The organism is Candidatus Pelagibacter bacterium nBUS_36, from assembly GCF_051201215.1.
Taxonomy (GTDB): domain Bacteria; phylum Pseudomonadota; class Alphaproteobacteria; order Pelagibacterales; family Pelagibacteraceae; genus Pelagibacter.
Genome location: NZ_CP172839.1, coordinates 1,189,274 through 1,209,608 on the forward strand (window position 1 = coordinate 1,189,274; position 20,335 = coordinate 1,209,608).

Genomic DNA, 20,335 nt, shown 5'->3' on the forward strand with positions numbered 1-20,335 from the left:
TATGCTACTAAACTTAGAACACTTTGGTAACAATAGTTTATAAAAATAATACTGTTCTCATAAACTAAATTTAGATTAGGTGTGTAAACTTCTATTTTCATTAATTATTTTTATCTTCCTGTTTAAAAAAATTTTTTATAACTTCAGGTTTCCATATGTAATAAAAAATATAAGGTATTATTGCTGGAACTAAGCCAAACCATATCCATTCATCCCATCTAAAAGTTTTACTGCCTTTAGCAAGTAACCCATTAGCCCATACTAAGTAGCCTACTAAGACTATCCATAATAAGGATATGGTTAAACTAATTTTAATTTTTTTCACATTCTAAGATTAGCAAATACTAAGCATGGTGTCTAACTGCTAGAAGTAATGGAAAACACCAATACACTCCTGTGCCAAGATTATGCCAAGAGCTTTTTGGCTTCTGTGCCAAGATTATGCCAAGAATGAAAGAATAAATGTTTAATTAAATCAACAATTTCAACGATTACAAAAATTTAAGTTTTATTCTAATAATTGATTATTATCGTTGTTAATAAAGAGTATTAGGACTTTATAGGATTATATAGGACTTTTTAAGAGTGTATTGCTCTTTTATCTACTGATAATGCTGCTTCTTTAACAGCTTCTGAAAATGTTGGGTGAGCGTGACATGTTCTTGCAATATCTTCTGAGCTTGCACCAAATTCCATAGCAATACCTATTTCTGCAATTAATTCACCAGCATGAGGGCCTATAATGTGTGCACCTAAAACTTTATCTGTAGTTTCATCTGCTAAAATTTTTACAAAACCTTCTGCATCATCTATTGCTTTTGCTCTAGAGTTTGCCATGAATGAAAACTTACCAATTTTATATTTTGTATTTAATTCTTTTAATTGTTCTTCTGTCTTGCCAATTGATGCAACTTCAGGAGTTGTGTAAACGACACCAGGAATTGTATCATAATTAACATGACCTGATTGACCTGCAATATTTTCTGCTACCGCAATACCTTCGTCCTCTGCTTTATGAGCAAGCATTGGTCCACTTATAACATCACCTATTGCATAAATGTTATCAATATTAGTTTTAAACATATTGTTTGTTTTAACTCTTTTTCTTTCATCTAATTCAATTCCAACAGCTTCTAAGTTTAAACTATTAGTATTTGCTTTTCGTCCAACTGAAATAAGAACAACATCGCAATCAAAATTATTTTTATTTCCATCTTTATCAACCGTTGAGACAGCTGCTCCTGATTTATTGTTTTGGATAGCTTCAACTTTATTTTGCATATTAAATTTGATACCTTGTTTTTTTAAAATCTTCATAAATTCTGAAGAAATTTCTTTATCCATTCCAGGAGTAATGTGGTCTAAAAATTCTACCACTTGTACTTCAGCTCCTAATCTTGACCAAACAGAACCCATCTCTAATCCAATGTAACCACCACCGACAACAACCATTTTTTTTGGAACTTTATTTAATTTTAATGCACCTGTCGAAGATACAATAACTTTCTCATCAATTTCTATTCCAGGTAAGGATACTGGCACAGAACCAGTTGCTATCACTGTTTTTTCAGCTTCGATTGTAATCTCTTTATTTTGATCATCTTTAATCATGATTTCATTTTGAGATTTGAAGCTTCCAGTTCCTTTATAATAAGTTACCTTATTTTTTTTCAGTAAAAACTCGACACCTTTAGTAAGTATGGTCACCGCTTTATCTTTACTTTTCATCATTTTTTCAAGATTTAGCTTAACTTCTCCAACTTCAATCCCTTTATTAGATAAATTTTGGACCTTATGAAATTCTTCAGACAAGTTTAGTAGGCTTTTTGAGGGAATACACCCAACATTTAAACAAGTTCCACCAAGTGATCCTCTTGACTCTATGCAGGCTGTTTTAAGTCCAAGCTGAGCAAGTCTGATAGCACAAACATAACCACCAGGACCGCCTCCAATTACTACTGCTTGATATTTTTCTGACATTTATATATCCAAAAATAACCTTCTAGGGTCTTCTAAATTTTCTTTAACCATTTTTAAAAATGAAACTGACTCTTTGCCATCAATTATTCTATGATCATATGATAAGGCTAGATACATTATTGGTCTAATTTTTATTTCTCCATCAACAACAACAGGTCTTTCGACAATATTATGCATTCCAAGTACACCCGATTGAGGAAGATTTAGAATTGGAGTTGATAACATTGATCCATAAACACCACCATTGCTTATTGTAAATGTTCCACCCTGAAGATCTTCAATAGTTAGTTTTCCATCTCTTGCTTTTTCTGAAATATATTTAATATTTTTTTCAATATCAGCAAATGACAATTCATCAGCATCTCTTAATACAGGTACAACTAAACCTTTTTCGGTTCCTACAGCAAAACTAAGATTATAATAATTCTTATAAATTATTTCATCTCCATCTATTTCAGCATTAACTGCTGGGAAATTTTTTAATGCAACAACACATGCTTTAACAAAAAAAGACATGAAACCTAATTTTATTCCATATCGACTTTGAAAGTCTTGCTGATTTTCTTTTCTCATTTCCATAATATTGGTCATGTCAACTTCATTGAAGGTAGTTAATAAAGCTGCATTTTCTTGTGCTTGTTTTAATCTTTTAGCTATCGTTTGTCTTAGTCTGGTCATTTTAATTCTTTCTTCTTGACCGTACTGAGCTTTTCTTTCTGAAGGTTGTGGATTAGCTCCCATTAAACTAATAAGATCTCCCTTTAAAACTCTTCCATCTTTTCCTGATCCCTTGACTGAATTAATATCTATTTTATTTTCAACAACTATTTTTCTAACAGCTGGAGAAAGTGTTTGATTTTCATTGCTTTGATTAGTTGTTTTTTCTTCAATTACTTCATCGGTTAAAACAAGTGGTTTTTCTTCTTGAGTTTCTTCTTTCGGTTTTTCTTCAAAAATTTTTGGCTCCTTTTTTGATGCATCTAACTTAATTACATTATTTTCTTTTGAAGTTGGTTTAATTTTTTTTATTTCTTCTTTTTTAACTGACCCTATAGATTGACTTTCTGAGACCGAGCCTAATAAAGCCCCAACCTCTACTACCGAACCATCTTTTGAGTTAATTTCTGTTAAGACACCAGTTATTGGTGATGGCACCTCCAAGTTAACTTTATCTGTTTCAAGCTCTACAATAGGCTCATCTGCTTCAACTGCATCGCCGGCATTCTTTAACCATTTTGCAACAGTTGCTTCAGTAATACTTTCACCAAGAGCAGGAACTACAATTTTTTCACTCATCTATATTATCAAAAACCTTGTTAATTATTTCTTGTTGTTGAGAAACGTGTCTTTTTGCATATCCTGTTGCAGGTGATGCATCTGGACTTCTTCCAATATAAGAAATTGAGTTATTATTAGCCTTAATAGTATCTAATGTCCATTGGATATAATCTCTTACAGAAAACCAAGCACCCATATTTTTAGGCTCTTCCTGACACCAAAAAAATTTAGCATTTTTTGCGTATGGTTTAAGCTCTTTTACAAGAGTTTTTGCTGGAAATGGATAAAGTTGTTCTACTCTAAATAAAACTACATCATCTTTTTTTAATTTTTCTCTAGCCTCCAATAAATCAAAATAAATTTTGCCCGAACACATAATTACTTTTTTAATTTTAGAGCTTTCTTTTAACTTTATAAAACCTTTAGTTTGTGGATCTATTGCATGGTCCCAAAGTATTCTATGAAAGGAGTTTGTTTTGCTAAAATCTTCTAAATTTGAGACACAATACTTGTTTCTTAGTAATGATTTAGGCGTCATCATAATTAACGGTTTTCTAAAATCTCTGTGCATTTGTCTTCTGAGAGCATGAAAGTAATTTGCAGGTGTTGTGCAATTCATTACCTGCATATTATCATTTGAACACATCTGTAAAAATCTTTCTAATCTAGCTGACGAGTGTTCTGGTCCTTGACCTTCATACCCATGAGGCAATAACATTACTAATCCAGAAGCTCTTCTCCATTTTCTTTCTCCTGATGCAATGAATTGATCAATGACAACTTGTGCACCATTTGCAAAATCTCCAAACTGTGCCTCCCAAAGAGTAAGAGTGTTTGGTTCAACTAAACTATAACCATACTCAAATCCTAAAACAGCTAATTCAGATAAAAAACTATCAACAACTTCAAATTGTTTTTGATTATTTGAAATATTGTTCAAAGGTACATATCGACTATTATTATTTTGATTTCTTAAAACAGAATGTCTTTGACTAAAAGTTCCTCTTCCAGAGTCTTGACCAACTAATCTTACTGGATAACCCTCTTCTAAAAGAGATCCAAATGCTAAAGCTTCAGCTGTTGACCAATCAATATTAGATCCACTCTTAACAGCTTCTTTTCTATTATTTAATATTTTAACTATTGTTTTATGTAAATTTAATTCATCTGAGGATGCATTTATTTTTTCTGAAATTTCTAAAAGCTTTTTGGTATCTGCGCCTGTCACACCTCTTTTATCTTTTCCTTTTTCTGGTTTATAAGCTGACCACGTTCCTTCAAACCAGGCTATTTTTGGCTTATAATCTTTTGCATTTTTAAACTGATCATTGAGTAAATTTTTAAAAGTCTTAATTGAGTCATCTAAACTTTCACTTGATATAACATTCTCGGCTACAAGTTTTTTTCCATAAACATTTGTTGTTGAAGGATGCGATCTAATTTTTTCATACATCAAAGGTTGAGTAAACGATGGTTCATCTCCTTCGTTGTGACCAAATCTTCTATAACAAATTAGATCTACAACTACATCTCTGTTGAACTTTAATCTAAACTCAGTTGCTATTCTAGCCGCATAAACAACTGCTTCTGGATCATCTCCGTTTGCATGGATTATTGGAGCATCAACCATTTTTGCAACATCAGAGGGATACGGCGATGACCGAGCAAATCTTGGGCTAGTAGTAAATCCTATCTGATTATTTACTATAATATGGATTGTACCACCTGTGTTGTGACCCGGTAATCCAGACATAGCAAAACATTCAGCTACAACACCTTGACCTGCAAAAGCAGCGTCACCATGAATTAAAATTGGTATAACCTTATTTCTTTCTTTATCTTTATGAAAATATTGTTTTGCTCTTGTTTGGCCTAATACAACTGGATTAACTGCCTCAAGGTGAGAAGGGTTATCAGTTAAACTCACATGCACAGAATTTCCGTCAAATTCTCTATTAGATGAAGCTCCTAAGTGGTATTTAACATCTCCTGCACCCTCGTCAGATGAAGTGCCAAATTCCCCTGCAAATTCATTGAAGATTCTTTTATATGATTTTTGTAACACATTAGCTAAAACATTTAATCTTCCTCTGTGAGACATTCCAATCTTAACTTCTTTAACTTGGGATTGTCCACTAATTTTAATTATTTGTTCTAGTGCAGGTATTAAGCTTTCTCCACCATCTAATCCAAATCTTTTGGTTCCAACATATTTTGTATGAAGAAATTTTTCAAAACCCTCTGCTTGGATTAATTTATTTAAAATAGCTTCTTTACCATTTTTGGTAAAATTTAAATTATCTTTTGATTTTTCAATTCTATCTCTAAACCATTTTCTCTCTGTTGGATTTGAAATATGCATATATTCATAACCAACTGGTCCACAATAAGTTTTTTTTAAAAATCCTAATATTTCTTTAATATTTGAATTTTCTCTGTTTATTACCCCACCTAAATAAATATTTTTTTCATAATCAGTCTTTTTAAAACCAAAAGACTCTGGATGAAGTTCGTCTAGATAGTCTGACTTAATTAATTCCAGTGGGTCTAGTTTGGCTATAAGGTGTCCTCTTTGTCTGTAAGATCTAATCATTGAGACTGCTTTAATTGAATCTTCGTTTGATCTAGGTGAATTTAAATTGGTACCACTTAAATTCGAAACAACATTGTCAGAATTTAATTCCTCTTGATCTATTTTTTTCTGCAGTTCATCTATATCTACCTTGTTTTTCTTTGGCCCCCATGAAGGTCCATTTATTTCTTTTGCAACAATATTTAATTCCTCTCCAATTCCTTCAAAATAATCTTTCCAACTTTCAGGTAGGTTTGCATCTTTATTGATAAATTTAAGATACATTTGCTCAATAAATGTACTATTAGATTTGTTTAAAAATGAAGTTTTTTCGTATTCGAGATTTTTTGATGCTGACATCTATATATTTAATATAATCCTCTTATTTTATTTTTCAATTTGACAATTTATTAAATAAAGTTTTTCCAATTATTGAAGGGGATTTAGCTACTGTAATTCCAGATTCTTCCATTTTTTTAATTTTATCCTCTGCACCACCTTTTCCACCTGAAATAATTGCACCAGCATGACCCATTCTTCTTCCTGGAGGGGCTGTGATTCCTGCAATAAACCCAACAATAGGTTTTTTGATCTTATGATTTTTAACAAATTCTGCAGCTTCTTCTTCTGCTGTTCCACCAATTTCTCCTATCATTAAAATAGATTCTGTCTCTTCGTCATTTAAAAATAAATCCAAACAATCAATAAAATTTGTTCCATTAATTGGGTCGCCTCCAATACCTATGCAAGTTGACTGGCCTAAACCATTTTCAGTTGTCTGTGCAACCGCTTCATAGGTAAGAGTTCCAGATCTAGATACAATTCCAACTGAACCTCGTTTATGAATATTGCCTGGCATAATTCCAATTTTACATTCGTCTGGTGTAATTATTCCCGGACAATTTGGTCCAATCAATCTACTCTTTGAGCCATTTAATTTTTGTCTTACTTTAAGCATGTCTTGAACGGGGATACCCTCTGTAATACATACAATCAATTCTACTGATGCATTTATTGCTTCTATAATTGCAGCTGCTGCAAATTTAGCTGGCACATAAATCATTGTTGCATCTGCACCAACTTCATTTTTAGCCTCAATAACACTATTAAAAACTGGTCTATCCAAATGCTTTTGACCACCTTTTTTAGGTGTAACTCCACCAACTAAATTTGTTCCATATTTAATTGCTTGCTCTGAATGAAAAGTTCCGTGTGCTCCTGTGAAGCCCTGACAAATTACTTTTGTATTTTTGTTTACTAATACAGACATTTTATTTAATAGCCTCTACAATTTTTTTTGCAGCATCATCTAAGTTTTCAGCAGAAATTAGTTTTAGTCCTGAATTATCTAATATTTCTTTTCCTTCTTTAAAATTTGTTCCTGCAAGTCTGACAACCAGAGGAACACTGATATTTATTTCTTTTGCAGCATCAACTACTCCTTGAGCAAGAACATCACATCTCATTATGCCACCAAAAATATTGACTAAAATTCCTTTAACATTTTTATCTGATAATATTATTTTTAAAGCTGCTGAAACTTTTTCTTTTGAAGCACCTCCACCCACATCTAAAAAATTAGCTGGTTCTTTCCCATATAATTTAATTATGTCCATAGTTGCCATAGCTAACCCTGCTCCATTAACCATACAACCAATACTTCCATCTAATTTGATATAAGCTAAATCATGTTTGCTAGCCTCTATTTCTGTTGGATCTTCTTCGTTTAAATCTCTTAACTCAACAATTTCTGGATGCCTAAACAAAGCATTAGAATCAAAATTTACTTTTGCATCTAAGCAAATGATTTTTTCTTCTTTTGTTAAGATCAATGGATTGACCTCAACCATATTTGCATCTGTGCTTATAAACATTTGATAAATTGATTTTATTAGCGATATTGCTTGTGTTTTTGCACTATCATTTAAATTAAAAATCTTAACTATCTCTTCACAATCTTTATCGGAAATTTCATTATTTATATCAACTTTCGTTGTAATAATTTTTTCTGGTGTATTACTGGCAACTTCCTCAATATCCATTCCTCCTTGATCACTAGATATAAAAGCAATTTTTGAACTAGCTCTGTCCACTAAACAAGATAAATAAAACTCTTTGTCTATGTTGGATGACTCTTCAACATATAATCTTTTTACTTCTCTACCTTCAGGTCCTGTTTGGTGGGTTACTAAAGTTTTTCCCATTAAATCTTTTGCAGCTTTGCTCAATTCTTCAATGGTGTCTAAAATTTTTACACCCCCAGCCTTACCTCTTCCACCAGCATGGATCTGGGCTTTTAAAACATATTTTTGTGTATTTAATGACTTTGCCTTTTCTACGAGCTCATCAACCGTTAATGCAAACACACCCTCTGGAACGGTTGCACCATATTTCTTTAAAATTTGTTTGGCTTGATGTTCGTGAATGTTCATTGTTACTTAGAAAGATCAGGATCTATTTTAGATGCCGATTCCCAAAGAGCTTTAACTGCATCGATAGAATGCATAAATTCTTTTTTCTCTTTATCATCTAAATCAATTTGCTCTATTTTTTCAACTCCATCTTTTCCAATAATTACTGGAACACCTGCGTAAACATTGCTCACACCATACTCACCATTTAATTGAATAGCACATGGTAATAATTTTTTTTCATCATTTAAATATGCTTCTGCCATTTGGACTCCTGATGCTGCTGGTGCATAGAATGCTGATCCTTTTTCTAAATATTTAACTATTTCAGCCCCACCATCTCTAGTTCTTTGATTTATTTCTTCTAATCTTTCTTGAGATATTTTTCCTTCTTTAACTAAATCAAGCAAAGGTTTTCCTGAAACTTTTGTAAATCTAGGCATTGGAACCATTGTATCTCCATGGCCACCCATTACCATTGCATCTATTTCTTTAACAGGAATATTTAATTCTAAAGATAGAAATAATTTAAATCTTGAGCTGTCTAAAATTCCAGCCATACCAACAACCTTGTTAGCTGATAAACCTGAAAATTTTTGAAAAGCCATAACCATGACATCCAATGGATTTGTAATACATATTACAAATGCATTAGGTGCGTTTTGTTTAATTCCTTCTGCTACTTGTTTGATAATCTTTAAATTTATTCCCAACAAGTCATCTCTGCTCATACCAGGTTTTCTAGGCACCCCCGCCGTAATAATAATTACATCTGAATCTTTGATATCTTTATAATCATCTGTTCCTGAGAATTTTACATTAAAACCATCTACTGATGACGATTGAGCAATATCAAGTGCTTTACCTTTTGCAATACCACTTGCAACATCAAATAACACCACTTCATCGACCAATTCTTTTGTTCCAATTAAATGTGCAAGAGTTCCACCAATTTGGCCCGCACCTATTAAAGATATTTTTTTCATTTATTTCCTCTTATTTCATTGTTGGCATTACAAATTCAGCATTTGAACGAATGCCAGAAGGCCATCTTGAAGTTACTGTTTTTAATTTTGTATAAAATTTTATTCCTTCCATTCCATGCATTCCGCTATCTCCAAATAAAGATCTTTTCCATCCACCAAAACTATGAAAAGCCATTGGTACAGGGATTGGAACATTGATACCAACCATGCCTACTTGAATTTTATTTGCAAAAGTTCTGCCCGCATCTCCATCTCTCGTATAAATACTAACTCCATTTCCATATTCATGATCATTAATTAATTTTACAGCATCTTCAAAAGTTTTTACTCTAACAACCGATAATACCGGTCCAAAAATTTCTTCTTTATAAATTCTCATGTCTTTATTAACATGATCAAACAAACAGCCACCAATATAAAAACCATTTTCATATCCTTGTAGCTTTAAATTTCTTCCATCAACTATGAGCTTTGCTCCTTCTTCAACTCCTAAGTCTACGTAGCTTTTTACTTTTTCTAAATGTTCTTTGGTAACTAAAGGTCCCATTTCAGAATTCTTATCCATTCCTGGGCCAACTTTTAGAGCCTCTGCTTTTTTAGATAATCTTGAAACTAATTCATCACCGATATCTCCAACTGCTAAAGCAACTGACTGAGCCATACATCTTTCTCCAGCTGAACCATAAGCTGCACCCATTAATCCATTTACAGCTCCATCTAGATCACAATCTGGCATAACTACTAAGTGATTTTTTGCTCCACCTAATGCTTGAACTCTTTTTTCATTTTTAGCTGAATTTTCATAAATATATTTTGCAATAGGTGTTGAACCTACAAAGCTCACAGCTTTTATGTCTTTGTTTTCTAAAATTGCATCTACAGATTCTTTGTCTCCATTAACCACATTAAATACACCTTCTGGAAGTCCAGCTTCTGTAAGTAATTCAGCTAATCTCATTGGGCATGAAGGGTCTTTTTCTGATGGTTTTAAAATAAAAGTATTTCCACATGCAATAGCTATTGGAAACATCCACATTGGAACCATTGCTGGAAAATTAAACGGAGTAATTCCTGCAACCACTCCTAGTGATTGTCTCATAGACCAACTATCTACATTTGTTCCAACGTTTTCAGAAAATTCACCTTTTAATAAATTTGGAATTCCACAAGCAAACTCAACAACTTCTAAACCTCTAGTCAATGAACCCCTTGCATCTTCATAAACTTTTCCATGTTCAGACACAATTAATTTTGTAAGTTCATCAGAATTTTTTTCTATTAATTCTTTAAACTTAAACATTACCCTTGCCCTCTGAAGAGCAGGTTTCAAAGACCAGGTTTCAAAAGCTTTTTTTGCTACTTCAACTGCCTGATCTAAATCAGCTTTTGATGCTAATTTAACTTCTGACTCTTGTTCTCCAGTCGCTGGATTAAAAATTTTGGTTTTTCTATCAGAATTACCTGGAATAACTTTTCCACCTACATAGTGTTCTATTAATTTCATGAATACGGTGTTTTAGATCAAAAATACTTATTAGTCTATTTAAACATTGGCTGTAGCTATCATTTTTTTAATTTCAGCTATAGCTTTTGCAGGATTTAAGCCTTTTGGACAAGCGCTGGTACAATTAAGAATAGTATGACATCTATAAAGCTTTAATTCATCAGCAACCTTTTTCAATCTTGCTTTTCTTTCTTCATCTCTACTATCAATGATCCATCTATATGCTTGAAGAAGTACAGCAGGGCCTAAATATTTATCACCATTCCACCAATAACTTGGGCATGATGTTGAACAACATGCACACATAATACATTCATATGCTCCATCAAGTTTAGCTCTTTCTTCTTTTGATTGCACTATTTCGGTTGTTTCTTTCGTTGAATTATTTTTTAACCAAGGCTCAATGGATTGATATTGTTTATAAAGTCCATCTAAGTCACCAATCAAATCTCTTTTAATTTTTAAATGAGGTAATGGATAAATATCTATGTCACCATCGATTTCTGCATGAGGTGTAGTACATGCAAGACCATTTTTACCTCCCATATTCATAGCACAAGATCCACAAACTCCATGAGCACAAGATCTCCGGTAAGCTAGTGATGGATCAATTTCATTCTTAATTTTGTTTAGAATATCTAAAACTTTTGAAGGACAGTTATCCATATCCACTTCATAGGTGTCTAATCTAGGGTTTTCTTCTGTAGAAGGATCCCATCTATAAACATTAACTTTTCTTATATTTTTTGAACCAGTCTTATCCTGATAATATTCACCTTTTTTAACTTCGGAGTTCTTAGGTAAATTTATTTGTACCATTAATAAACTCTTTCTTGTGGAGGAAAATATTGCACTTCATTTGTCAGCGTAGATTTATGTACTTCTCTATAACTAATTTTTGTATTTTTGCCCTCACACCAAGCAAGTGTATGTTGCATAAATTTTTCATCATCTCTTTTGGGGAAATCTTCTCGAGCATGCGCTCCTCTACTTTCTTTTCTATTATAGGCTGAGTCTACTGTCACTACAGCTTGTCTAATTAAATTATCAAATTCTAAAGTTTCTACTAAATCAGTATTAAATACTAATGATTTATCCTTTACTGATATAGAGTCTAATCCATCGTAAGTTTTTCTTATTTCTTCAACTCCTTCTTTAAGAGTTTTTTCTGTTCTAAAAACTGCACACTTAGATTGCATTGTTTTTTGCATCGCTAGTCTTAATTCAGCTGTACCAGTATCTCCTTCTGCATTTCTTAATTTGTCAAATCTATCTAAACATTTTTGAGTTTCTGAATCTCCAATTTCTTCATGCGGTTCCCCTGGTTTAACTAATTCTGCAGCTCTCTTAGCAGCAGCTCTTCCAAAAACTACTAAATCAATTAAAGAGTTGGATCCTAATCTATTTGCTCCATGAACCGAAACGCATGCTGCTTCACCAATAGCCATCAATCCAGGAACAGTTTTTTCAGAGCCATTCACTGTCAAAACTTCTCCTTTATAATTTGTTGGAATACCACCCATATTATAATGCACTGTTGGAACCACTGGAATTGGATCCTTGGTAATATCAACATTTGCAAATAATCTTGCAGCATCAGTAATTCCAGGCAATCTGTTTTCAATAATTTCTTTATCTAAATGACTTAAGTTTAAATGAACGTGATCTTGATCTTTTCCAACTCCTCTTCCTTCGTTAATTTCAATTGACATTGACCTACTTACTACGTCTCTTGATGCTAGATCTTTTGCGTTAGGGGCATATCTTTCCATAAATCTCTCACCTTTTGAATTTGTAAGGTAACCCCCTTCACCTCTAGCTCCTTCTGTTATTAAAGTACCATGACCATATATTCCTGTTGGATGAAACTGGACAAACTCCATGTCTTGCAGTGGCAATCCAGCTCTTAAAACCATTGCATTACCATCTCCTGTACAAGTGTGAGCAGAAGTTGCTGAATAATATACTTTTCCATAACCACCTGTTGCTATAATTACTGTATGAGCTCTAAACCTATGGATTGTTCCGTCATTTAAGTTCCAAGCAATCAGCCCTTTACACTCCCCATCTTTCATCAATAAATCTAAAGCAAAATATTCTATAAAAAATTCCGTATTATGTTTTAGAGCTTGCCCATATAACGTGTGGAGTATCGCATGGCCTGTTCTATCTGCCGCTGCACAAGTTCTTTGAACTATTCCATTTCCATAATTTTTTGTCATTCCACCGAAAGGTCTTTGATAAATTTTTCCTTCTTCAGTTCGGCTGAATGGAACACCATATTTTTCTAACTCAATTACTGCTTTTGGTGCTTCTTTGCATAAATATTCAATACTATCCTGATCTCCTAACCAGTCTGCACCTTTTACAGTATCATACATGTGCCACCTCCAATCATCTTCACCCATATTTCCTAGGGCTGCAGAAATTCCTCCCTGTGCAGCAGAGGTGTGACTTCTAGTTGGAAAAACTTTTGAAATACAAGCAGTTTTTAATCCTGCTTCACTTAATCCTACAGCTGCTCTTAAACCAGATCCACCTGCTCCAAGAACAACAACATCATATTCATGATCTACAATTTTGTAAGAACTCATTAAATTAGATTAAATAAAAAAATAATTGTTAATAATGGAATTGTTATAGCAGAAATAAATAATACTCTGTTTGCGACATATTTGATTTTATCATCTTCTATATAGTCTTCAAAAACCTCACTAATACTTAGTGCTGAAAAAAAATAAGCAAAAATAATAAATAAACTGAACAAAAATTTAGATTTTGAGTTAGTAAAGAACTCTACAACCTCCAAATAGCTACTGTCATAAATTGCTATAAAATTAACAATAAACCAAAGCATTAAAGGTAATAATATAATTGATGAGATTTTGAGAAAAATCCATTTTTTAGTAGCTAAGTTCATATTAAATTTTTACCTAATAAATAAATTATAATAGTTAATAAAATTGAACCAAAAATAACAACTAGCCCTGTTATACGAGTTGTTTGTAATTCAAAACCATAACCCATATCCATTATTAAGTGTCTAATCTCACTTAATATTTGAAAACTAAAAGACCAAGCCAAACCTAAAGCAAGAAATTTTCCAAGAAATGAATTTAATACAAAATTAATCAATGCATAATTAACTTCCCCAAAAAATAACAATGAAACCCAAAGACAAATTAGAGTTATAGCGATAATATTTATTATTCCAGTTACACGATGAGAAATGGATACTAAAGATGAAATATGCCATCTATAAATCTGTATATGTGGAGATAATGGGCTTTTATTTTCCATAAAAGTTATTTTTAATTAATGTTTCTGCAATCTCAACTGAATTTAAAGCTGCACCTCTTAAAAGATTATCTGAAACAATCCACATATTTAATCCATTATTTATAGTTTTATCTTCTCTAATCCTTGAAATAAAAGTTTCATCTCTACCTTCAGCTTCTATAGGTGTAGAATAGCCTCCATCAGATCTCTCATCAATTACTTTACATCCCTCAAAATTATCAAGAGCCTCTCTTACTTTTTCTACTGTAAAAGGTTTTTCAAATTCAATATTCACAGATTCTGAGTGAGAAACCAAAACAGGCAGTCTGACACATGTTGCTGTTAGATCTATTTTGTTATCTAAAATTTTTTTAGTTTCATTTACCATTTTTAATTCTTCTTTTGTATAACCATCATCTGCAAAAACATCTATGTGAGGAATAGCATTAAATGCAATTTGTTTTGTAAAGTTCTTAGAGTTAACTTTTTTATTTTCCAAAACTGATTTAGATTGTTCTATCAATTCGTCCATGGGGGCTTTGCCTCCTCCTGAAACTGATTGGTAAGTTGATACAACTATTCTTTTAATAATAAATAAATCATGTAAAGGTTTTAAGGGTAAAACTAATTGGGCAGTTGAACAATTAGGATTTGCAATAATATTTTTTTTTATATTATTTAAGTGATTTGAATTTACCTGAGGTACTATTAAAGGAACATCAGGATCCATTCTGTAGAAACTAGAGTTATCAATAACCAGCGAATGTTTGGCTGCTTTTTCAACAAATTTTTCTGAAATTTTTCCACCAGCTGCAAAGAAAGTAATTTTAACTTTAGAAAAATCAAAAGTTTCTAAATCAAAAACTTCATAATCATTACCTTTAAAATTAATTTTTGATCCAGCACTTCTTGATGAAGCTAATAGATATAGATTATCCATAGCCAGTTCTTTTTTTTCAAGAACTTCGAGTATTTTTCTGCCTACATTTCCAGTGGCTCCAACAATAGCTATATTCATGATTTTGTTAAAGTTTATACTAAATGAAAGGTAAATCGCAAACGTTTCCGGTACAAAAGTTTCCGTTTATTTCAACTTTAACAGTTTTTGAAGCCTCCCAATAAGGCTTTTTTAACATTGCAATTCCAATAACTTTTTTAAAATGTGGGGAGTAGCATGCTGACCTTAATTCACCAATTATATTATCTTTTTCATCTTTTAAATCTAATGAACCTACTAAACTTATTTCTTTAATATCAAACTGAACACCCATTAATTTTTTTTGAATACCTTCAGATTTTATTTTTTTTAATTTTTCTTTACCCAAAAAATTTATCTCACTATCTAAAGAAATATACTGATCAAAGCCACACTCGAAAGGATTGTCATTATTATCAAAATCATTACCATAAGAAAGCAAACCACTTTCAATTCTTTCTATCAAATTTGGACAGCCTGGTTTAACATTAAATTCTTTTCCAACTTCAAATAAATGATCATATAATTTTTGTCCTGATTTTGTATTTTGAACATACACTTCGTATCCTCCTTGCTTAGACCAGCCAGATCTTGCAATTAAATGCTTCGTACCTTCAAAATCAAAATAATCAAAACCAAAAAATTTTAATTCTGTAATTGGTTTTCCAAAAATTTTTTCCATTAAGCTAAAAGATTTAGGCCCTTGAATAGCAATAATATCCACTACTGGTTCAATAATTTTTACATTCAGTTTGTATCCTGACGCCAAACCTTTTGCAAAAAATATTACATCTGAGTCAGCAATTGATATCCACCATTTATCTTCTGCTAATTTTAAGACCACTGGATCGTTTACCAAATTTCCATCGTCATCAATAATTGGGCAATAATAACATCTTCCTATTTTTGATTTTGATAAATTTCTACATGTCATCAGCTGAACAAGTTTTGCAGAGTCTTTTCCCTGGATTTCTACTTGTCTCTCAGCCGCTACATCCCAAATTTGAACATCTTTTTTTAAATGCGTATATGAATCTTCTAAAGATCCAAATGCAGCAGGTAAAAGCATATGGTTGTAAACAGTATAAGCGGTTACACCTTGTTTCTCTATTCTTGAGGTATATGGAGTACTCCTAAGTCTTCTAGATTTTGCAATTGAATATTGTTTCATTTTTGTAAAAATTCTAAGACTTTTTCTCTCATTTCAAATGCTTTTTCAATCATAATCATGTGACCACAACCCTCTATAATGTGAGTAGTAGAATTTTTAATTAAATTTGCAAATTTTTTACCAACTTCTAAATTTACCATTTTATCTAATGCACCAAAAATTAATAAAGTTGGACAATCAATTGTTTTTATAGCATTAGACCCATTTGCATAATTATTACAGGCGATCAAATCGACAGCTAATATTTCTCTAATGTCAGACGGAGATTGAATTATTTTTTCAACAGGATTTCCTCCAATAAATTTTTTTGACCCTTCATATCCCCATTTCATCATTAATTTAACAGCGTCAGTATCTGCATTTAAAGCTAAATCTATTAAATCCTGATTAACTGGCATTTTGTAAGAACCACCAATGAAAACCATTTTTTTTATTCTTTTTTTGTATTTATGAGAATATTCAAGCATCTCCAAACATCCTTGAGAATGGCCAACCAAAATAACTTTCTCTAATTTTAATTTTACAAATACTTTTTCTAACCAATCTGCAATATCTTCTATTGTTTTTAAACAAGGGCCATCAGAACTTCCGTGTCCAGGTAAATCAATTGATAAAACATTGTAATTTTTATTAGAAAAAAATTGTTCTGCTAAAGACCAAACAATGTGTGAAAGACCACTGCCATGAAGAAAAATAATCGTATCTTTTTTACCATCAATACCTTGCCCTGCATCAGATGCATGAAAGTTTTTATTTTCTAACTGATATATCAATTAATTACCTAGAATTTTTTTCTTAACTCAAATTTTTGAATTTTGCCTGTTGATGTTTTTGGTAACTCACAAAAAATAACTTTTTTTGGAACTTTAAAACCAGCCAATGTTTCTTTACAAAAATCAATTAATTCTTTTTCTGTAACTGGTTTGTCTTGGACCATTTCAATAAATGCACAAGGTACTTCACCCCATTTTTCATCAGGTTTTGCAACTACTGCTGCTATTGATACAGATGGATGTTTTGAAAGTGTATTTTCTATTTCTATTGATGATATATTTTCACCTCCTGAAATAATTATATCCTTAGATCTATCTTGTATTTTTACATAACCATCAGGATGAATTACTGCTAAATCTCCTGAGTGAAACCAGCCACCAGCCATAGCTTTATCGGTAGCCACTTTATCTTTAAAATAACCCTTCATCACTACGTTTCCTCTTAACATGATCTCACCAATAGTTTTTCCATCTCTTGGTACTTCCTTCATAGTTTCAGGATCCATAATAGTAGCGCCTTCAAGATTAGGATACCTAACACCCTGTCTTGCTTTAATTTCATTTTGCTTTTCTTCATCATATTCATTCCATTCATCATTCCAGGCACACTGTGTGACATGACCGTAAGTTTCCGTTAAACCATAAACATGCATTACTTCAAATCCTAGGTTTTTCATTTTCTTAAAAATAATACTAGGTGGAGGAGCTCCTGCAGTTAAAACATAAACTTTTCTTTTTAACTTTTTTCGATCACTTTCTGGTGCTCCAGTGATCATATTCAATATAATTGGTGCTCCACCAAAATGAGTTACATTATATTTATCAATTAATTCAAAAATTTTTTTAACGTCAATATTTCTTAGACAAATAGTTCTTCCATTTAACATAGGAATTGTCCAAGGATAACACCAACCGTTACAGTGAAACATAGGAACTATAGTAAGAAAATTTAACCTATTAGGCATATTCCACGCTACTGTGCTCCCAGTAGACATTAAGTAGGCACCTCTATGATGGTAAACAACACCTTTTGGATTCCCTGTTGTACCTGATGTGTAGCTTAGTGATATTGCCTGCCATTCATCTTCTGGCATTTTCCAATCATAATTTTCATCGCCTGAATTTAAAAAATCTTCATATTCTAAATCACCAATTTTTTCTAACTTGGATTGATCTGCATGTTTATCATTAATATCAATTACAATAATCTTTTTGTCTAAAATTTTTAATGCTTTTTTTACTTCTACGTGAAGCTGTCTATCTACAACTAAAACTTTCGCTTCACTATGATCTAAAATATAAGCGATAGTGTTTGCATCTAATCTGATATTAATTGTATTTAATACACCACCAGTCATTGGTACCGAATAATGAGCCTCAAAAATTTCTGGAGTATTGAAAGCTAAAAATGAAACTGTGTCTCCTTTGCTAATTCCAATTTTTGATAAAGCACTAGCAAATTTTACAGATCTTTTGTAGACTTGACTCCAAGTATACTTTCTATCTTCATAAATTATCGCTTCATAACAAGGGTAGACATCTTTAGCTCTTTCTAAAAACGTTAATGGGGTAAGAGGTACATAGTTTGCTTTATTTTTATCTAAATTTTTGTCGTAATTGCTCATAATTAGTTAAATTTAAAATTCATTATATTTGAGCTTCCTGATATTGCAGATTTATAATGGTACTCTGCTCTTGGTAATACTTTTTCAAAATAAAATTTTGCTGTATTAATCTTATCATTATAAAAATTTTTATTAGACTCGTAGTCACTAAAGCTAACCTCAAGAATTTTTATCCACGAATATGCTACAGAAACAAAACCAAGCGTTTTTAAATAATCATTAGCAGCTGCACTCACATCATCTTTATCAGTCTTACTTTTGTCATTAATCCAATCAGTAAATTTTGATAAAATATCTAAATAATAATTCAATTCTTTAGAAAAGCTTTTTACCTTTTCATTTTTGCTTTCACTTTCAATTTTAATCATTTCTAAAAATTTATTAACCACATTTCCATTTTTATTGGATAGTTTTCTAAATACTAAATCAGCTGCCTGAACTGAATTTGTTCCTTCATAAATTGGAGTAATCCTGTTATCTCTATATAATTGTTCAATTCCTTGATCTTTTGTATATCCATATCCTCCATGAATTTGCATTGCATCACTGGTGATTTCCATGGCTAGATCAGTGAACAATGATTTTACAACTGGTGTCATTAATGAAACATAATCAGAAGCTTCTTGTTTAATTTTGGCATCTGGATGATAAAGACTTACTTCTGTTTGTTGAGATAGCCAAAAACACAATGCTCTTTCACCTTCAATTATTGATTTCATATTTAGCAAAGATCTTCTTATATCAGCATGCTCGATTATAAAATCAGCACCATTCTCTGATTTAGTATTATTAGTTTTTCCTTGTTTTCTCTCTTTGGCATAAGCAAGTGAGTTTTGATATGCTATTTCTGAAATACCTAAACCTTGTATACCAACAACTATTCTTTCTAGATTCATCATGGTAAACATTGCGTTTAAACCTTTGTCTTTTGTACCTATCAAATAACCAGTTGCTTCTTCAAAATTTAAAACACATGTTGCTGAACCTTTTATACCCATTTTACTTTCTATTGATCCTGTAGACACTCCATTTCTTTGTCCAACTGTCCCATCTTCATTCACAATAAACTTGGGAACTAAAAATAAACTTATACCCTTGGTGCCTGTGGGAGAATCTGTTGATCTAGCTAAAACCAAATGAATTATATTTTCTGTTAAATCATGGTCACCAGAAGTAATAAAAATTTTTTGACCACTAATTTTATAAGTGTTGTCAGATTGTTTGGCTGCTTTTGTTTTTAATAAACCTAAATCTGTTCCACAGACAGGTTCTGTTAAACACATTGTTCCGCTCCATTTTCCCTCGACTATCTTTGGTAGATATTTTTCTTTAATTTCATCTGGTGCATGATGACTAATACAATTGTAAGCACCAATGCTTAATTCACTATATAATTTAAATGATAAGCTTGCTGAAGAAAGCATTTCATCAAAGAAAGCACTAACTGTTTTTGGCATTCCTTGGCCACCATATTTAGGGTCACAAGATAATGATGTCCAACCATCTTCAATATATTTTTGGTAAGCTTCTTTATAGCCCGGGGGTGTTCTGACCACTCCGTTTTCTAAAACTGCTGGATTTTCATCTCCTGACTTTGCTAATGGTAAAATCAAATTTTGATTTATTTTTGCAGCCTCTTCTAAAATATCTTTAACTAAATCTGGACTAACTTCATTGTATTTTTCTAATTCATTGTAGTTCTTGTTGTCTCTTAATTTTTCAAAGAGAAACAGCATGTCCTCAACTGGCGCAATATAACTTGGCATTTTGAAACCTTAGA

At 31.9% G+C, this 20,335-nt stretch carries 17 protein-coding genes; all 17 read right to left on the reverse strand.

Translation table 11 applies throughout. From position 1 onward, the window contains the following. Positions 1-100: 100 nt before the first annotated feature. Positions 101-325 carry a hypothetical protein gene (locus ACIJYI_RS06445; RefSeq protein ID WP_435113845.1) on the reverse strand — a complete coding sequence of 75 codons (225 nt, stop codon included), beginning with the start codon at positions 323-325 and terminating at the stop codon, positions 101-103. Positions 326-579: 254 nt separating this feature from the next. Then, a complete protein-coding gene (lpdA, locus tag ACIJYI_RS06450) occupies positions 580-1,980 on the reverse strand; it encodes a dihydrolipoyl dehydrogenase (protein WP_435113847.1) in 1,401 nt (466 codons plus the stop codon). After that, the gene (gene odhB, locus ACIJYI_RS06455) at positions 1,981-3,276 is read right to left on the reverse strand and encodes a 2-oxoglutarate dehydrogenase complex dihydrolipoyllysine-residue succinyltransferase (protein WP_435113849.1); all 1,296 of its coding nucleotides are present in this window, start codon (positions 3,274-3,276) and stop codon (positions 1,981-1,983) included. Further along, positions 3,269-6,190, reverse strand: a complete 2,922-nt coding sequence (locus ACIJYI_RS06460) for a 2-oxoglutarate dehydrogenase E1 component (RefSeq protein WP_435113851.1) — start codon at positions 6,188-6,190, stop codon at positions 3,269-3,271. The genes odhB and ACIJYI_RS06460 overlap by 8 nt, the downstream gene beginning before the upstream one ends. Positions 6,191-6,224: 34 nt before the next feature. Next, a complete protein-coding gene (gene sucD, locus ACIJYI_RS06465; protein ID WP_435113853.1) occupies positions 6,225-7,100 on the reverse strand; it encodes a succinate--CoA ligase subunit alpha in 876 nt (291 codons plus the stop codon). A 1-nt stretch (position 7,101) separates the two neighbouring features. Beyond that, positions 7,102-8,262 carry an ADP-forming succinate--CoA ligase subunit beta gene (gene sucC, locus ACIJYI_RS06470; protein WP_435113855.1) on the reverse strand — a complete coding sequence of 387 codons (1,161 nt, stop codon included), beginning with the start codon at positions 8,260-8,262 and terminating at the stop codon, positions 7,102-7,104. 2 nt (positions 8,263-8,264) lie between these two features. Further along, positions 8,265-9,227: a malate dehydrogenase gene (gene mdh / locus ACIJYI_RS06475; RefSeq protein ID WP_435113857.1), complete on the reverse strand. Its 963-nt coding sequence runs from the start codon at positions 9,225-9,227 to the stop codon at positions 8,265-8,267. Between the two features lie 10 nt (positions 9,228-9,237). Beyond that, a complete protein-coding gene (locus ACIJYI_RS06480) occupies positions 9,238-10,731 on the reverse strand; it encodes a CoA-acylating methylmalonate-semialdehyde dehydrogenase (RefSeq protein ID WP_435113859.1) in 1,494 nt (497 codons plus the stop codon). 39 nt (positions 10,732-10,770) lie between these two features. Beyond that, a complete protein-coding gene (locus ACIJYI_RS06485) occupies positions 10,771-11,550 on the reverse strand; it encodes a succinate dehydrogenase iron-sulfur subunit (protein ID WP_435090081.1) in 780 nt (259 codons plus the stop codon). Further along, entirely contained in the window at positions 11,550-13,325 is a 1,776-nt protein-coding gene (gene sdhA / locus ACIJYI_RS06490) for a succinate dehydrogenase flavoprotein subunit (protein WP_435113861.1), read from the reverse strand. Before sdhA ends, ACIJYI_RS06485 begins: the two co-directional genes overlap by 1 nt. Next, the gene (gene sdhD / locus ACIJYI_RS06495) at positions 13,325-13,651 is read right to left on the reverse strand and encodes a succinate dehydrogenase, hydrophobic membrane anchor protein (protein WP_435113863.1); all 327 of its coding nucleotides are present in this window, start codon (positions 13,649-13,651) and stop codon (positions 13,325-13,327) included. The genes sdhA and sdhD overlap by 1 nt, the downstream gene beginning before the upstream one ends. Then, entirely contained in the window at positions 13,648-14,031 is a 384-nt protein-coding gene (sdhC, locus tag ACIJYI_RS06500) for a succinate dehydrogenase, cytochrome b556 subunit (RefSeq protein ID WP_435113865.1), read from the reverse strand. Before sdhC ends, sdhD begins: the two co-directional genes overlap by 4 nt. Continuing rightward, entirely contained in the window at positions 14,021-15,028 is a 1,008-nt protein-coding gene (locus ACIJYI_RS06505) for an aspartate-semialdehyde dehydrogenase (RefSeq protein WP_435113867.1), read from the reverse strand. The genes sdhC and ACIJYI_RS06505 overlap by 11 nt, the downstream gene beginning before the upstream one ends. 19 nt (positions 15,029-15,047) lie before the next feature. Beyond that, a complete protein-coding gene (locus tag ACIJYI_RS06510; RefSeq protein ID WP_435113870.1) occupies positions 15,048-16,157 on the reverse strand; it encodes a dimethylsulfoniopropionate demethylase in 1,110 nt (369 codons plus the stop codon). After that, complete coding sequence (locus ACIJYI_RS06515) at positions 16,154-16,930, reverse strand: alpha/beta fold hydrolase (RefSeq protein ID WP_435113872.1); 777 nt, start codon at positions 16,928-16,930, stop codon at positions 16,154-16,156. Before ACIJYI_RS06515 ends, ACIJYI_RS06510 begins: the two co-directional genes overlap by 4 nt. Before the next feature lie 8 nt (positions 16,931-16,938). Next, positions 16,939-18,555, reverse strand: coding sequence for an acyl-CoA synthetase (locus ACIJYI_RS06520; protein ID WP_435113874.1), 1,617 nt, complete (start codon positions 18,553-18,555; stop codon positions 16,939-16,941). Between the two features lie 2 nt (positions 18,556-18,557). Beyond that, a complete protein-coding gene (locus tag ACIJYI_RS06525; RefSeq protein WP_435113876.1) occupies positions 18,558-20,321 on the reverse strand; it encodes an acyl-CoA dehydrogenase family protein in 1,764 nt (587 codons plus the stop codon). Between the last annotated feature and the right edge of the window lie 14 nt (positions 20,322-20,335).